Source organism: Actinomadura opuntiae (assembly GCF_030283205.1).
GTDB lineage: Bacteria > Actinomycetota > Actinomycetes > Streptosporangiales > Streptosporangiaceae > Spirillospora.
In genome coordinates this window covers 379,137-394,557 of sequence record NZ_JASNWF010000009.1, presented here as the reverse complement: position 1 = coordinate 394,557, position 15,421 = coordinate 379,137, and the positions used below count along the sequence as shown (strand labels likewise).

Here is a 15,421-nt window from a genome sequence, read left to right as displayed (position 1 = left end):
TGCGTCACTGGAGGTGGGTACCGAGCCGTCGCAGTTCGGCGGCGATCCTGCGGGCGGTGTCCCCGGCGGTCACGTGCGGCACCGGATCGCCGAAGCGGTCCCGCAGCAGCGCCGTGACGAGGGCGGGGCCGTACCGGGGGCCCGCCCACGCGGGGACCTCGGCCGTCAGGTCGGTGGCCGTGCCGGCGCCCGGCAGGGAGCCGAACAGGTCGAGCACGGCGCGTTGCAGGGGGGTGCGGGGAGCGGCGGACGCGCCGCCGCGCGCGGGGGGCCTCGGCGGGGGCAGGGCCGCGCGGTTCAGCTTCCCGTTGCGGGTGCGCGGCAGGTGGGGGAGGCGGATCCACACCGCCGGGACCATGTGGGCGGGCAGCCCGCTCCCCGCGAACGCGGTCAGCTCCGCGTCGGCGACGGACGGGTCGGCGGTGGCGACGTAGGCGACCAGCCGCATGTGGTCGCCCACCCGGGCGGGCACGACGGCCGCCTCCCGGACGCGCGGGTGGCGCTGCACCGCGGCCTCGACCTCGCCGGGCTCCACCCGGTAGCCGCGGATCTTCACCTGCTGGTCGATCCGGCCGAGGAAGTCGACGGTCCCGTCGGGACGCCAGCGCACCATGTCGCCGGTGCGGTACAGCAGGCCGGCGCCGAACGGGTTCGGCACGAACCGCTCGGCGGACGCCTCGGGCCGGCCGAGGTAGCCGCGGACGGCCACCCCCGCCCCGCCGATGCACAGCTCCCCCGGGACGCCGATCGGCAGCGGGTTCAGGCCGTCGTCCAGGACGAACGCCAGCGCGCCCGCGACCGGCCTGCCGATCGGCACCCGCCGCCCGGCCGCTCCGGACGGGCGCTCGCAGGTGTGGCACAGCGCCCAGACGGTCGCCTCGGTCGGCCCGTACTCGTTGATGAGCACCGCGTCGCCGGTGACGTCGAAATGGCGTGCCGGGAGCCCGGGCGGGCAGGCCTCGCCCGCGACGACGGCGCAGCGGATCCCGGCGAGGACGTCGGGCGCGGCGTCGAGCGCGGCCGCGTACTGGGCGGGCACCCCGTCGAAGTGCGTCACCCGTTCCCGGTCGGCGAGCTTGGCCAGCGACCAGGGGTCGGTCACCTCGTCGTCGGTCGGCAGCACCAGCGTCCCGCCGCGGCTGAGCGTCAGGTAGATCCCGGCGCCCAGGGCGTCGAACGCGGGGCCGGCGAGGGCCAGGTAGGAGTCGTAGGGGCCGGGGAAGACGGGGTACCGGGCCGCCGTGGAGTTGACGATCTGCCGGTGCTCCACCTGGACGCCCTTCGGCGCGCCGGTGGAGCCGGAGGTGTAGATGACGTACGCCAGGTCCGCCTCGTGCACGGGGACCGGCGCGTCGAGGCCCGGGGCGCCGGCGGCGTCGAGCGCCGCGATCAGCTCGCCGGTCACGACCGTGCCGGCCTTCGCGTCCGCCCGCATGAACTCCAGCCGGTCGGGCGGGTAGCCGGGGTCGAGGGGCAGGTAGGCGGCGCCCGCCTTGAGCACGCCGAGGAAGCCGGTGACCAGGTCCGCGGACCGGCCGATGCCGACCCCGACGATCTCCTGGCGGCGCACTCCGGCGTCCAGCAGGTACCGGGCGAGCCGGTCGGAGCGGCGGGCCAGGTCCCGGTAGGTCAGCCGGTCCTCGCCGCAGACCACCGCGGTCGCGTCCGGCGGCCCGTCGACGGTCTCGTGCAGCGCGCGGCCGTCGCCCGCGGCCGGGGCGGTGGCGCTGAAACCGGTGAGGATGGTCGCCCGTTCGGCGGGTTCCATGAGCGGAAGCTCACCCAGCGGGGTGTCCGGCGCCGCATCCATGACCATGCGCATCTGCGCCAGGATCCGTTCGACGGTTCCCGCCGAGAGCCGGCGCGCGTCGTAGGCGGCATGGGAGGGGCCGACGGCGAGCGTGGACCCGACGGGCCCGTGCGGGGGGACGTGCGGCGTCAGCGTCAGCCCGTCCGCGTGGACGGGGGCGTCCCGCACCGCGTCCATCAGCCGCAGGCTCGGCAGGAGGCGGACCCCGGTCTCCTCCATGGCGCGTTCGTATGTTCCGGCGTGCCGCGCGGCCGCGGCCCTGGCCTCGCGCGCCCGCCGGGTCAGCTCGCCGAGCGGCATCGCGGCGTCCGCCTCCAGCCGGACCAGGCCCTCGGGCACCCCGATGGCCAGGTCGGTCAGCCGGGTCCAGCGCCAGGCGACGACCGCGAGCGCGGCGAGCAGCAGGCCGTCGGCGGCGCGGGCGGCGGGCGCTTCGCCGAAGCCGAGCACTCCGGCGGGGTCGGCGTCCGCGGCGGCGTCGCCGTCCTCGGGCAGCCGGGGGTCGACGGCGTCGGCGAGCTTCTCGGCCCAATGGTCCAGGTCGGCGGGCGTGGCGCCGCGGTCGCGCGGAGGCGTGCCGGTCGCCAGCGCACGGACGAAGTCGTCCGGTGCGCCCCAGACCGCGGGCACGGTGGCGGTGACGACGCCGTCCTTCAACTCGGCCGACGGCGCGTCCCGGAAGCCGCCCTCCGGCTCGGTGCCGGGACCGGTCGCGAGGTCGCGCAGGAGCGCGGTGAGCCGGCCGAGGCGGGCGCGGTCGGCGCGGCCCGCGACGTCCACGGTGAAGGCGATGTCGTGCCAGGGACCGGCCGGGTCGAGGACCCGCTGTTCCCACAGCCGTCTGCGCCGGGCGCTCATCGGTCCGCTCCCCTGCTCGCCGTGCCGTCCGCCGTTCCGTTCGCCGCGGCGACGGGTTCCCGGTCCGCGAGCCCGGAGAGGAAGGCGGCCATCGCGTCGGCGAGTGCGTCGGCGAAGTCCGCGGACACCGCCTCGCGGCGCCGGCTCACCCGCAGCCGCCCGCCGGGCAGGAGTTCGACGAGAAGGGCGGTGTCGAGCTCGTCGGTGTCGACCCACACGTGCCGGGCGCGGACCCCGGGCACGTCGAGCATCGGTTCGGGGTTGTCCTGGACCGAGACGACCGTGTCGTAGAGGGGCCGCAGCCGGGCCAGGCGCGCGATCTCGTGCACCGGGACGTCCGGACGGCGCAGCGCCTCGACGAGCGCCCCGCGCGCCGCGTCGAGGGCCGGCGCGCGCAGCCGGACGCAGGTCATCTCGATCATGCAGGCGACCGCGCGCTCCGCCGCCGCGTCGCCGCGCCGCGCGACCGGCAGGCCGACGACGACGTCCGTCCGGCCGGTGAGGTCGGCCACCGCGTGCGCGTAGGCGGCGAGCACCGCGACCGTCGCGGTGGTCCCGCGGGACCGGACCGCCGCCGTGAGGGCCGCCTCGTCGAACCGCCGGACGGTCGCGGCGAGGCCGCCGGGCGGTCCCGTTCCGGGCGGCGGCTCCAGCGCGGTCGCCCCGCTGAGCGCGGTGCGCCAGTAGGCGCGCTGCTCCGCGAGGTCGTCCGGCGCGGGCGGGCGGTACCCGGACGCCAGCTCGGCGAGGCCGGGCGCGGGATCGCCGAACCGCGGCGCGCGCCCTTCGGCCCGTGCCCGGTAGGCGGCCGACAGGTCGCGGGCCAGCACGGACGCCGCCCGCGCGTCGAACGCGACGTGGTGGACGACGATCCCGAACCGGCCCGGCGCCAGCGCGGCCCGCCACAGCCGCCCGTCCTGGATGTCCAGCGGGGCGATGAGCGCGGGAAGGACGTCCGCGGGACCTGCGACGGTGATCAGCTCGACCTGCGCCGGCCGGTCGGGCGGGCGCACCGCGACCGGGGCGTCCAGCACCGTGTACCGGCTGTGCAGTGCCTCGTGGCGCGCGTTCACGTCGTCGAGCGCCTGCTGCACGGCCGCCGCGTCGAGGGCGCCGTCGAGGTCCCAGACGATCGGGCAGAGCGCGGTGAGGTCGTCGGGGTCCATCTGCTGCGCGACGAAGAAGGTCAGCTGGGACGGCAGCAGCGGGACGGCGCCGTCCCGCCGGTCGTCCTCACCGGACGCGGCGCCATCGGACGCGGCGCCACCGGACGCGGCGCCACCGGTGCGCGGGCGCCCGGCGATCCGGGCGGTGAGGCCGGCGGGTGTGGGGGACTCGAAGACGGCCGAGAGCGGCACCGGCGCGCCGAGCGCCGCCGTGAGCCTGCCGCTGAGGCGCCCGGCGGCGAGCGAGTCGCCGCCCAGGGAGAAGAAGTCGGCGTCCGGCGGCACGCTCGGGAGGCCCAGCACGTCCGCGAAGACGGCGGCGACGCGTTCGGCGTCCGTGCCGGCGCCGTCGAGGGCGGGCGCGGGCGCCGGCCGCGCCGCGGCGCGAGCGGTGCCGGCCCCGGCCGCGGACCTGGCCAGTGCGGCGTGGTCCAGCTTGCCGTTGCCCGTCAGCGGGAACCGGGCGACGTGCTCGGCGGTGGCCGGGACGAGGTAGCCGGGGAGCCGGTCCCGCAGGCCGGCGAGCACGTCCGCGCCTTCCCGGTCGCCCGTGAAGAACAGCGCGAGGCCGGTGGCGCGGCCGTCGGGCCCGTCGACCGGCACGACGGCGGCGCGGGTGACCCCGGTGAGGCGTTCGGCGGCGTGCTCCACCTCGGCGGGCTCGATCCGGTGGCCGCGGATCTTCACCTGCCGGTCGGTGCGCCCGGCGTAGTGGTAGAGGCCGTCGGGCGTGCGGTGGCCGCGGTCGCCCGTCCGGTAGGCGGGGACGGGGCGGCCGTCGATCGTCAGTTCGGTGAAGCGCTCGGACGTGCCGGCCGGATCGCCGAGATAGCCGAGGGCCAGGCCGTCGCCGCTGACGCAGATCTCCCCGTCCACCAGGTGCACGGACGTCCCCGGGACGGGCACGCCGATCGGCACCCGTCCCTCGGCGGGGTCGGCCGCGGTGAAGCGGTGCGTCGTCGTCAGGATGCCGTTCTCGGCCGGTCCGTAGAGGTTGATCAGAGCGATGTCCGGGTGCCGCGCGACGAAGGCGGCGACATGGCCGGGCGAGAGCTGCTCGCCGCCGACGGCGACCTGCCGGAGCCCGGAGAACGCGCCGGCGTCCTCCTCCACGTGCAGGTTGAACACCGAGGTGGCCAGCACCAGCGAGTCGACGCCGTGCCCGGCCACCAGGTCGCGGAGCCGGCCGGGCGTGAGGTACAGGTCCCGGACGACGACCAGGGTCCCGCCGGAGCACAGCGTGCTCCACAGCTCCAGCGACATCGCGTCCCACGGGACCGCCGCCGCCAGCGGCATCACCACGGGCCCGGTCAGGTCGAGATGGCCGGCGTGCGGGATCAGGCGGCCGATCGCCCGGTGCGGGCACAGCACCCCCTTCGGCTCGCCGGTGGATCCCGAGGTGAACAGCACCACCGCCGGGTCGTCCTCCCGCACCGCCGGACGGGCCGGAGCGGCGGCGGCCCGGCCCTGCGCGCGCAGCCGGGGCAGGGTGTCGGCGTCCAGTTCGACCGGTGCGCCGAGCCGCTCGGTGATCCGGGCGACGCGCGCGGGGGGCCACGCCACGTCGAGCGGGGAGTACGCGGCGCCGCTCTTGAGGACGCCGAGGGCCCCGACGACGAGGTCGGCGGACCGGGGCAGCCGGAGCGCGACCCGGTCGCCGCGGCCGGCGCCGCGCGCGGCCAGCCCGGCGGCGACCTCGTCCGAGGCGGCGTCGAGCTCGGCGTAGGTCAGGGCGCGGCCGCCGTCCAGCACGGCCGGCCGGCCGGGATGCGCGCGGGCGCGCCGGCCGAACAGCCCGGTCAGGGTGCGGGACACGGGTCAGCCCGCCACGACGGCGGCGAGCCGCCCGAGCACCGGATTGTCCCGCAGGTCCTGGTAGGAGAAGGACAGGCCGGCATGGCGCGCCTTGCCGATCATGGTGACGCCGAGCAGGCTGTCGCCGCCCAGCTCGAAGAAGTCGTCGTCGGCGGTGACGCCGTCGACCTCCAGGACCTCCTCCCAGAGCTCGCTGAGGGTCTGCAGCACCGCCGGGTCGGCCTGGGACACGGACATATCGGACTCCTTGCCTTGTTCGCGGAACACCGCGGCCGCGCGGGAACCACCGCGGGCCGGGCGGGAATCGATCGGGTCGGCGGGACGGGTCGGCGTTACGGGGCACCCCGGGGCGGGTGGTCAGGGATGCTGCCTGGTGGAGCGCGGGACGCTGCGTCCGGCCAGGTGGACGAGGTTGAGCATCCGGTTGGTCAGCCGGACCTGGGGGGACGACCCCGGCACCGGGCGCGCCATGTCGCGCAGCGCGTCGCGGACCGGTAGCGGGCGCGCGTGGTGCCCGGACCCGTAGGCGTCCCGCAGCGCGCGCAGCAGTCCCTTGCCGTTGCGGTGGACGATCACCATCGAGGGCGCGAAGTGCACCCCGAGGCCGAGCCGGGACAACCCGCTCACCAGGTCGTTGTCGCTGCCGGGGACATTGACGGCGGTGCCGCGGGCGGCCAGGAACCGCTCCCGCCAGACCGCGCTGTTGCCGCCGGCGAAGAAGGTGACCCGCTGCCCGGGCTCCAGGTCCCGGTAGCGCTCCAGGTAGCGGGACTGGCGGGCCTCCGAGAGCAGCCCCGCGTCGAACGGCAGCACCCGCCCGGTGACCGCGCCGCGGTCGGGCGTCAGCTGCGCGGCGATCTCGGTCAGCCAGTCCGCCCGGGGCAGCGCGTCGTCGTCCAGGAACGCCAGGATCGGCGAGCGCGCGTGGTCGGCGGCGTGCGCGCGGGCCGGCGTCGCGCCCATCGGCCGGTCGTTGCGCAGCACGCGCACCGGCAGGTCGCCGACCGCGACGGCGTCGGTGATCCGCGGCCGGGAGCCGTCGTCCACGACCAGCACCTCGTGCAGCAGCCCGCCGTCGCACTCGGCCAGCGCGATCAGGCAGCGGCGCAGATCGCGGTACCGGTCCCGGCTGGGAATGATCACGGTGATGGGTGCCACCATTGCCGTCTCCAATCGCGACACAGCCGCGGCCACGACTCCTCGCGGCCGACCGGCAGGTAGGTACGTCGGACGTCGTGCGGGGCCGCCGTCCAGGGCAGCGGCGGCGCCTTGACGGTGCCGAAGGCGAGGACGCCGTCCGGGACCGCGCCGGCCGCCGGGGGCAGGCCGTAGGGGTGGGCCAGCGGCGGAGCGGGGTCGCCCAGCCGGTCGCGGACCGCCGCCAGCGAGCGGGCGATCTCCGCGCGCTGCTCCTGCGGGGCCAGGGTCGGGAGCTTGCGATGGGTCACGGTGTGGGAGCCGGCGCGGTGCCCGTCCGCCACGAGGTCCGCCACCTCGTCCCAGGTCATCGACCGGTCGGGGGCGGCGTCGGCGAGCCCGGTGATGACGAAGAACAGGGCCCGCACGCCGAGCCGGTCCAGCACCGGCAGCGCGTGCTCGAGGTTGTCGCGGTGCCCGTCGTCGAAGGTGATCAGGACTCGCGGCCCGGCCGGCGGGTCGAGATCCGCGCGGACGTCGGCCGGGTCGAGGGCCGGGCCGTACTCGGCGAGCACCGTCTCCAGCCCGCGCTCGAACGCGCCGGGCGTCAGCGAGGTGTAGTGGTCGAGGGTGGGGTGGACGTGGTGGAAGTACAGCACCAGCGGCCAGCCGGGCGCCGCGCCCGCCGCCGCCTGCCGCACCTCGGGCGGCGTCCGCGCCGGGAGGGGACCGTCGAGGATCATCATCGGGCCCAGCCCAGCGCGGCCGCCACCGACATCGGCACCGGGACGCCGTCCTCCCGGGCGGCGGCGCTGTTGCGGGCCTCCAGCTGGTCGGGGAAGTACAGGTCGGGCGGGGCGCCGGGGTAGCCGTCCAGCACCGCGTCGTGCAGCACGCCGAGCAGCTTGTCGGTCTGGTCCAGCCCGAACGCGCCGGGGGACATCCCGACGAACAGCTGCCCGCAGTTCATCGGCCGTGCGGGCTGGGCGCGCTGCTTGGCCACCAGCGGGCTGACCGTCTGGCCGCCCAGCATCCCGGCCAGCACCTCGGCGATCAGCGTGACGCACAGCCCCTTGTAGTCGCCGAACACCGGCACCGAGCCGCCGCGCTCCAGGTCGCCCGGGTCGAGGGTGGGGCGTCCCGCCGCGTCCTGCAGCCAGCCCGCCGGGATCGGCTCGCCGCGCTGCGCGGCCGCCCGGATCTTCCCGATCGCGACGACGCCGGTGGCGAAGTCGACGACGAACGGCTCGTCCTTCTCCGTCGGCGTCACCATGCACACCGCGTTGCTGCCGAGGGTCGGCTTGAGCGCGCCCGGCGCCGCCAGGCTCGGCCCGGAGACGTTGAGCAGCAGCCCGACGACGCCGTGCCGCTGGAACGGCCACCGGTAGGCGGCCATCATCCCGACGTGGTTGTTGCTGTGCACGCCGACGGCGGCCACTCCGAGCCGGGCCGCCGTCGCGGCGCACCAGTCGGCGGCCAGTGCCGCCGCGGGCTGCCCGAAGCCGCCCTGCGCGTCCACGCGGGCCGTCGCGCCCTCCTCGGTGAGCACGGGCGCGGCGGCGGGGTCGACGCCGCCCGCCGCCACCCGCGCGAGGTAGGTGGGCAGGAGCCCGATGCCGTGCGAGTGGTGCCCGCGGACGTCGGCCTCGACGAGCACGTCGGCGACCAGCGCGGCGGGCTCGTCCGGGCATCCGGCCTCCCGCAGGGCGGCGGCCGCCTTGCGCTTCAGCTCGTCCGGCGCCATCCGCAGCTCGGCCGGCGCCGGGGCCTGCGCTTCCGTCCCGGCCGTCCGGTCCGGCCGGTCCGTCCGGTCCGGCCGGTCTGTCCGGGGCTCGGCGATCAGCATGCCCTTGGCCAGCCGCAGGACGACCTCGGCCGGACGCGGCACGCCGACGAAGTGCTCGTCGGCCGCCAGCAGCACCGGCGTCTCGCCGCGGGCGCGGCAGGACTCCAGCAGCTCGGCCAGCCGGTCCGGCGGCACCCGGTCGGCGTCGTCGATCACCAGCGCGCGGCCGTCGATCCGGCCGAACCGGGGCCGCAGCTCGCGGCGGAGCACCGCGGCGAGCGTCGACTTGCCCGCGCCCCGCGCGCCGCGGATCACGACCGTGTCGCCGTCCGCGACCCGCAGGTCCGCGCCGCGCAGCAGGACCAGCTCGTCGCCCGGCCCGCCGACCGTCACCACCAGATCGCTGATCGTCAGCATGCCGGCTCCCGGGTGGTGGCCCGGACCCGGTCCAGGGCGCCGGCGAGCAGGTCGGCGATGGTGCCCGGTTCGAATTGGCCGGTGCTGTACTTGATGTGCAGCACGAGCCGGCCGTCGATGACGTCGCCTTCGAGCATCAGCGTGTAGGCCTCGGTCTGCCCCTGCGCCCGCCGCCGGCGGATCGGCTCGTCCGCCTCGCCGAGGTAGGCGCCCGGCCGGCTGTTGAGCCGGCCCATGTGCCCGCGGAAGTTGTAGCGCAGCGTGGTGGCGGGCAGGTCGTCCAACCGGCCGCTGAAGAACCGCAGGGCGTCGAAGCCGAACATGCGGTCGGGGACGGCGCGGACGTCGGCGGGGTCGAAGCGGTCGCGCGCCGTGAAGACGATCGGGAACGTGTTCTGCAGGTACCCGATCGTGTCGATGACGTCGATGCCCATGGGCGTCAGGTGGCGTCCGACGTGGTAGGCGTCGACGGCCACCGCGGGCAGGTCCCAGCGCGCCATCACCGCCTGGGCGGCGGCGTCCAGCAGCACGTCGCTCGGCCGCAGCGCGGCCTTGCGGCAGGCGGCGGCCAGCGCCGCCGTCACGTCGGCCTCCAGCTCGCCGCTGTCGATCCGCATCGTCGGCAGGGTGGCGTCCCCGTCGAGGTCGGGCGGGGGGTTGGCGACGCGGTCCCACGGCCGGTCCAGCCACCGGCCGGCGTCCTGCGCGGCCTCGTCGGAGGCGACCCATTTCTCGACGGCCGCGACGTAGTCGGCGGGCGCGGCGCACGGCGGGCCGGGCTCCCGGCCCCGCAGCGCGCGGTCCAGCTCACCCCCGACCAGCCCCATCGAGAAGCCGTCGAGCGTGAGGTGGTGGACGGTGGCCAGCAGCCGTCCCGGTTCGTCGCCGAACGGGAAGTGGACGACGCGGAACACCTCGCCCTCGTCCGGGCGCAGCGTGCCCTGCAGCCGGGCGATCTCCTCCTCCATCGCGCCGGTGCGCCCCCGGTAGTCGGGCAGCTCGGCCGCCCGCACCACGGTCGCGGCGTCGGCCGGCCGCTCCTCGGCGGTCCAGCCCGCGGCGCCGCGCCGGTAGGCGGTGCGCAGCGCCGGGTTGCGGTCGACGACCCGCTGCACCGCGGGGGCGAGCGTCCCGTCCGAGAGGCCGGCCGGGACCGTGAACAGCGTGCCGAGGTTGAAGTGCCGCCACTCGCCGAAGTCCATGCGGGTCCAGCGGTACTGGGTGGGGAGCAGACGGTTCACCGGGACACCCTCCTTCGTGCGGGCATCGATCTTGCGGACAACGAGACGGTGCGCGTCGTCATGCGGTCATCTCCGTGAGCGCGCCCTCGGGCGCCCGGTTGCGCGGATGCCGTACGGCCAGCTCGGCGCTGACCAGGCAGCTCCCGGCCACCAGGGCGAGCAGCACCAGCCAGCCCGCCGAGGTCGCCCGGGACAGCAGGAACGTCACCACCACCGGCCCGGCCGCCTTGCCGATGGAGTCGCCGAGCGCGAACACCGCCAGGTAGCGGCCGCGCAGGCGCTCGCGGGCCAGGCCGATCGAGACCGTCCACTCGCTGGCCGAGGCCGACAGCTCGCCGACCGAGTGCAGCACCACCGCCAGCACCAGCAGGACGACCGCCAGCACCGCCCCGACGTACTGGGCGAGCAGGTAGCCCGCGACCGCGATCGTCATGCCGAGCGCGGCGCGCTGGTAGGACGGGCGGACGTCGGCGGGCCCCTCCAGGCCCTTGGTCGCCCGCACCTGGAGCAGGACGATCATGACGGTGTTGACGGTGAACAGCACCCCGACCACCGCTTTCGGCGCGTCGGTGTGCTGGACGACCCAGAGCGGGACCCCGACGGTGAAGATCGTCGCTTCGAGCAGGACCAGGACGTTCAGCGCCGACAGCAGCGTGTAGCGCCAGTCGGACAGCACCTCCGCGTAGCCGCCGCGCGCCTTCGCCGGCGCGGCCTCCTCCCCGTCCTGCGCGGCGGCGCTCCTGAGCGGCGGCGGGACGATGCCGACCACCAGCGCGATCGCGACGAAGAACGACAGCGCGTCCAGGCCGAAGGCCAGCACGTACCAGACGTGCGAGCCGAGCCCGAGCACGATGGCGGCCAGGAGTCCGCCCACGCCGTACCCGGCGTTGCGCACGGACCGGTTGAACGCCAGCAGCCGGTTGCGCGCCTCGCCGTCGGCGATCTGGGCCATGAAGGAGTGCTTGGCGGGACGCCCCGACGCGTCCGCCATGTTGGCCAGCAGCACCGTCAGCACCAGGACGCCGAAGTTCCGGGCGAACATGTACCCGGTGGTGCCGATCCCGGCCAGCGCGAACGCCGTGATCACCAGCGGTTTCGCGCCGAACCGGTCCACGAACACCCCGCCGAACGGGACCAGCACCGCGCTGCCGATCCCGGCGATGCTCATCGCCAGCCCGACCGTGACGGCCTTCATCCCGATCTGCTGGGTGAAGTAGATGATGACCAGCGGCGTGATCAGCCCGGTGCCGAGCGAGTCGGCCACCGCGACCCACGCCCAGCGGCGCACGGCCGGGACGTCGGGAAGGCCGACCAGGCGGCCCAGCAGCCCGCTCATCCTCACCACTCCGGTCGGGAGCCGTCGCGCTGCAGGAACTCCAGCCGGTTCCCCAGGTTGTCGAACGCGTAGAAGCGCCGGTGGCCGGGGAAGTTGTCGTCCCAGGTGACCTCGACGCCGTTGCCGGTCAGCCGCTTGGCCAGCGCGTCCAGGTCCGCCACGCGGATGCCGGGGTGCGCCTTGCGCGCCGGGCGGAAGTCCTGCTCGACGCCGAGGTGGATCTCCAGCGTGTCGGCGCGCACCCACAGCCCTCCCCGCGCGGCCAGGACCGGCGGCTTCTGGATCTCGAGCATGCCGAGGACGTCCACGTAGAAGGCGCGGCACTCGTCCTCGCTGCCGGGCGGGATGGCGATCTGCACGTGGTGCAGCCCGTACCCGAACGGCGACTCGTGGTCCGGCCCGTATCCCTGCGCCGAGATTTCGTAGTCCGTCATGTCGTGGAGCTCTCCATTTCACACAGGGCCCGCCAGACCGGGGCGGTGCCGGCGGGCAGATGGTCGGTGCCGGGATCGGGCCGAGTCGCCCGCAGTCCCGCCACGTACGGTCCGAGATCGAGGTCGCAGAAGGCGGAGAGCCGGCCCGTCGCGCGCCCCTCGCAGAGCGCCCGGTAGCCGATCACCAGGAGGCGGCCCGGGTCCAGGCCGGGAGCGGTCTCCAGCCAGGGACGGTGCCAGGCCGCCCACTTCGCGCAGGCGTCCTCGACCGTCCGGGGGCGCCAGGGCCGGTCGCCGGTCCATTCCAGCTGGGACGCCGCCGCCTCCAGCGGGTTCCGGACGAGCAGGACCAGCCGCGCGTCCGGGACCGCGGCCAGCACGGCCGGCAGGTCCAGCAGGTACTCGTTGTACTTGTCGCCCCAGCGCCGCCACGGCGCGTACGCCTTGGCGACGATGTCCGCGACGAGCGCCGCGGCCGGATCGGCGGACCCGCCGTGCGCGGGGTGCGCTCCTCGGGCGACCGCCGCGGCCGCGTCCCGGAGCACGTCGTCGACGCCCTTCAGCCAGCGGTCGGCGCCTTCGCCGGCGGGCGGCCTGCGCCGCAGCGCGTACCCGATCTCGTCGGCGCGGAAGTGCCGTCCCGCCAGGTCGGCGGCGGTGGTCCAGCGCGGCAGCAGGTACGGCAGCTTCCCGTTCACGGTGAAGATGCCGCCCGCGTCCGCGTACGCCCGGCTCAGCGCGTGGGCCAGCGCGGTGGTGCCCGACCGCTGCGCCCCCAGCAGCAGCAATGCGGTCACCGGTCCACCAGCTCCTTGAGCCGGCGCATGCACTCGACGCTGGCCTCGTATCCGCCGTCGGTGAAGTCGTCGCCCCACGGGGTGTCGCGCTGCCGCTGGTTCAGGACGCGGCCGATGCGCCAGTGCGTCTCCAGCGAGAGCCATCCGGCGTACCCGTCGGCGCGCAGCGCGTCGACGATGCCGCCCCACGGCAGGTCGCCGTCGCCCAGCCGCACGTACCCGCTCGTCCCGGCCGGGTCCTTCACGTGCACGTGTTCGATCAGGTCCTTGCCGAGTTCGTACTCGGCCGGGAACGGCGTCGGATGCATGCCGCTGAACACGCTGTTGCCGGGATCCCAGAGCACGCCCAGGCCCTGCACGTCCACCGCTTCGAGGAACCGCAGGACGAGTTCCATGGTCGGGGTGTTGGTCCGGGTCCCGGTCTCGACTAGCAGCTTCACCCCGTCCAGGTCCACTCCGTCGAGCACCCGCCTCGCGGCCTCGGCCGCCCCCGCGGGATCGGGGTCGCCGTCCCGGTAGAAGGTGAAGATCCGCACATGCGGCGCGCCGAGCACGCGCGCCTGCGCGACGGCCCGGACGAGCACGGCGCGGGCGGCGGCGTACTCCTCCTCCGTGCGCGGGCGCCGGACCTTCAGCGCGGGCGGGCAGAACCCGGCGACGGCCAGTCCCCGGCCCGCCAGCTCCCGGACGACCTCCGCGAGCCGCCCGTCGGTGAGCTCGTGCGGCGGGACGTTGCCGACCGAGCGGACCTCGATCCCGGCGAACCCGCATCCGGCCGCCGCGTCGGCGGCCCGGCCGAGGTCCTGGTCGACCTCGTCGTTGATCACGGCTAGGCGCATCGCACGGCCTCCCAGGCGGTCCGCAGGACGCGCAGGTCCTGGTGGGGCGTCCCGGCGCGCGACTCCACGGTGACATCGACGCGGGCGTTGCGGAACGCCGCCAGCCAGCCCAGGTCCCGTTCGGTCAGCGGCCGGTGCGCGCGGTCCGGCTCGAACCCCTTCACCTGCACCGCCGCCGTCAGCGGCGCGAGATCGCCGAGCGCCGCGCCGAAGTCGGCGGCGATGTCGTCCAGGCCCAGGTTGTCCAGTACCAGGCGGCAGCCGTACCGATCGCAGAGCTTCACCAGCTCGTCCGGCCCCGCTCCGCCCCGATGCGTCTCGACCAGCACCTGCTCCGGTTTCCGGTCGGCGGTGAGCGCGCGCATCTGGCCGGCGGTCGCCTCCGCGTCGAGCGCCCCCGGCGCGGCGAACACCTTCACGCTCTCGCCCGGGAACCGCTCGGCGGCCTCGGCGTCCCGCCCCGGCCGTCCCAGGGTCACGGAGATCCCGACGAACGACACCGCCAGGCCGCACAGCCCGGCGACGCCCTGCTCCTCCCAGCGGTGGCCCTTGCCCGCCCGCAGGTCGGCGACCGTCCCGCCCGCCCGCCGGACCAGGGCGGCGAACTCCGGCGCGTCCAGCCCCGGCGCCGAGCCGGACGACAGGCCGAGGCGCGCGCTCATCGCGCTCCCGCCTTCCGGATCTCGTCCAGGACGACCGTCACCGGCCGCGCCCGCTCCAGCGAGCACAGGTCGGGCCCGCGCGCGAACTCCTCGTAGACCCGGGCGCGCATCGCGCCGGTCGGCTCGGCGGGCAGCAGCTCCGTGCGGTCCCCGTCGCGCAGCTGCACCGCGCCGTCCGCGATCACCAGGGACCGGCCGTCCCCGGCGATCACCAGGTGCTCGGCGCGCGCCGGGACGTCCGCCGCGATGGTGAACGCCAGCGTCGAGCCCGCCGTGAACCGGACGAGGCCGCTGACCCGCACATCGATGCCGGGAGCGCACTCGCGACGGTCGCGCAGATCGACCGATTCGACTTCTCCGAGCAGCTGGCAGGCCAGATCCAGGTAGTGGACGCCGAGATGCGCGGCAATTCCGCCGAGCGCCCTCCCGGAATCGGCTCGCCAACCGGTGTAGTGCGTCGCCGCGTCTCTCGGGCGGCTTACCAGCAGCGTTCCGGTCGCGTCCTTGAAAGGCCGGTCCAGCAGGTTTCGCGGAAGGCGGAAACGATGCTGGAGCATCACCCCCATTGCCCCGGGGAGCCGATCGAGTTCCGCGACCGACATGCACGGCGGCTTCTCCAGCAGCACGGCCTTGCCGGCCGCGTCGGCCGCGGCGGCCAGTTCGGCGCGTCCGCCGGGCGGCAGGCACAGCGCGATGGCGTCGACCTCCGGGTCCGCCAGGACCGCCTGCCATCCGGACGCCCTGGTGAACGGTGCGACGTCGACGTCGCGATCGGATTCCAGGACCGAGTGCACGGCCACGCCCGGCACCCGCCGGATCGCCTCGGCGTGCTGCCGCCCGGCCTTTCCGAATCCCGCGATCACCACACGCAAAGGGTCCTCCGATCAACGGATTCCTTCGGTCGCGAACCCCAGAAACATAAGGGCATGATCTCGCCGGAGGCAACCCATGAAAGTGACGCATTGCGGACACGCGGCAACTTTCAATTCTCGATCGGTTTTATATGTATTTGACTTGACGAAAGCCGTTCGATCGGCTTTTCGGCAAAATAGAATGATCACATCGGCTGCGTTTCCCCGACATGCCGAGCAGCGATGATCGTGCCATCGTGAACCCTAGGATG

13 protein-coding genes are annotated in these 15,421 nt (G+C 75.4%); all 13 read right to left on the bottom strand.

The window, feature by feature from the left end:
• Positions 1-4 precede the first annotated feature (4 nt).
• A complete protein-coding gene (locus QP089_RS22050) occupies positions 5-2,668 on the bottom strand; it encodes an amino acid adenylation domain-containing protein (protein WP_285913621.1) in 2,664 nt (887 codons plus the stop codon).
• Positions 2,665-5,649, bottom strand: a complete 2,985-nt coding sequence (locus QP089_RS22045) for an AMP-binding protein (RefSeq protein ID WP_285913620.1) — start codon at positions 5,647-5,649, stop codon at positions 2,665-2,667. Before QP089_RS22045 ends, QP089_RS22050 begins: the two co-directional genes overlap by 4 nt.
• Positions 5,650-5,652: 3 nt before the next feature.
• Positions 5,653-5,886 (bottom strand): phosphopantetheine-binding protein, encoded by a 234-nt coding sequence (locus tag QP089_RS22040; protein ID WP_151538033.1) that lies wholly within the window; start codon positions 5,884-5,886, stop codon positions 5,653-5,655.
• Between the two features lie 120 nt (positions 5,887-6,006).
• A complete protein-coding gene (locus QP089_RS22035; protein WP_285913619.1) occupies positions 6,007-6,810 on the bottom strand; it encodes a glycosyltransferase family 2 protein in 804 nt (267 codons plus the stop codon).
• Positions 6,789-7,532 carry a polysaccharide deacetylase family protein gene (locus QP089_RS22030; RefSeq protein WP_285913618.1) on the bottom strand — a complete coding sequence of 248 codons (744 nt, stop codon included), beginning with the start codon at positions 7,530-7,532 and terminating at the stop codon, positions 6,789-6,791. The genes QP089_RS22035 and QP089_RS22030 overlap by 22 nt, the downstream gene beginning before the upstream one ends.
• The gene (locus tag QP089_RS22025) at positions 7,529-8,989 is read right to left on the bottom strand and encodes an Ldh family oxidoreductase (RefSeq protein WP_285913617.1); all 1,461 of its coding nucleotides are present in this window, start codon (positions 8,987-8,989) and stop codon (positions 7,529-7,531) included. The genes QP089_RS22030 and QP089_RS22025 overlap by 4 nt, the downstream gene beginning before the upstream one ends.
• Positions 8,983-10,230 carry a condensation domain-containing protein gene (locus tag QP089_RS22020; protein ID WP_285913616.1) on the bottom strand — a complete coding sequence of 416 codons (1,248 nt, stop codon included), beginning with the start codon at positions 10,228-10,230 and terminating at the stop codon, positions 8,983-8,985. The genes QP089_RS22025 and QP089_RS22020 overlap by 7 nt, the downstream gene beginning before the upstream one ends.
• A 58-nt stretch (positions 10,231-10,288) precedes the next feature.
• On the bottom strand, positions 10,289-11,566 hold the full coding sequence (locus QP089_RS22015; protein WP_285913615.1) for an MFS transporter: 1,278 nt from the start codon (positions 11,564-11,566) through the stop codon (positions 10,289-10,291).
• A 2-nt stretch (positions 11,567-11,568) separates the two neighbouring features.
• Positions 11,569-12,000, bottom strand: coding sequence for a VOC family protein (locus QP089_RS22010; protein WP_285913614.1), 432 nt, complete (start codon positions 11,998-12,000; stop codon positions 11,569-11,571).
• Complete coding sequence (locus tag QP089_RS22005) at positions 11,997-12,797, bottom strand: sulfotransferase (RefSeq protein ID WP_285913613.1); 801 nt, start codon at positions 12,795-12,797, stop codon at positions 11,997-11,999. Before QP089_RS22005 ends, QP089_RS22010 begins: the two co-directional genes overlap by 4 nt.
• The gene (locus QP089_RS22000) at positions 12,794-13,636 is read right to left on the bottom strand and encodes a sugar phosphate isomerase/epimerase family protein (protein ID WP_285913612.1); all 843 of its coding nucleotides are present in this window, start codon (positions 13,634-13,636) and stop codon (positions 12,794-12,796) included. Before QP089_RS22000 ends, QP089_RS22005 begins: the two co-directional genes overlap by 4 nt.
• Entirely contained in the window at positions 13,627-14,298 is a 672-nt protein-coding gene (locus QP089_RS21995; protein ID WP_285913611.1) for an IolE/MocC family protein, read from the bottom strand. Before QP089_RS21995 ends, QP089_RS22000 begins: the two co-directional genes overlap by 10 nt.
• Positions 14,295-15,164, bottom strand: coding sequence for a Gfo/Idh/MocA family protein (locus QP089_RS21990; RefSeq protein WP_285913610.1), 870 nt, complete (start codon positions 15,162-15,164; stop codon positions 14,295-14,297). Before QP089_RS21990 ends, QP089_RS21995 begins: the two co-directional genes overlap by 4 nt.
• Between the last annotated feature and the right edge of the window lie 257 nt (positions 15,165-15,421).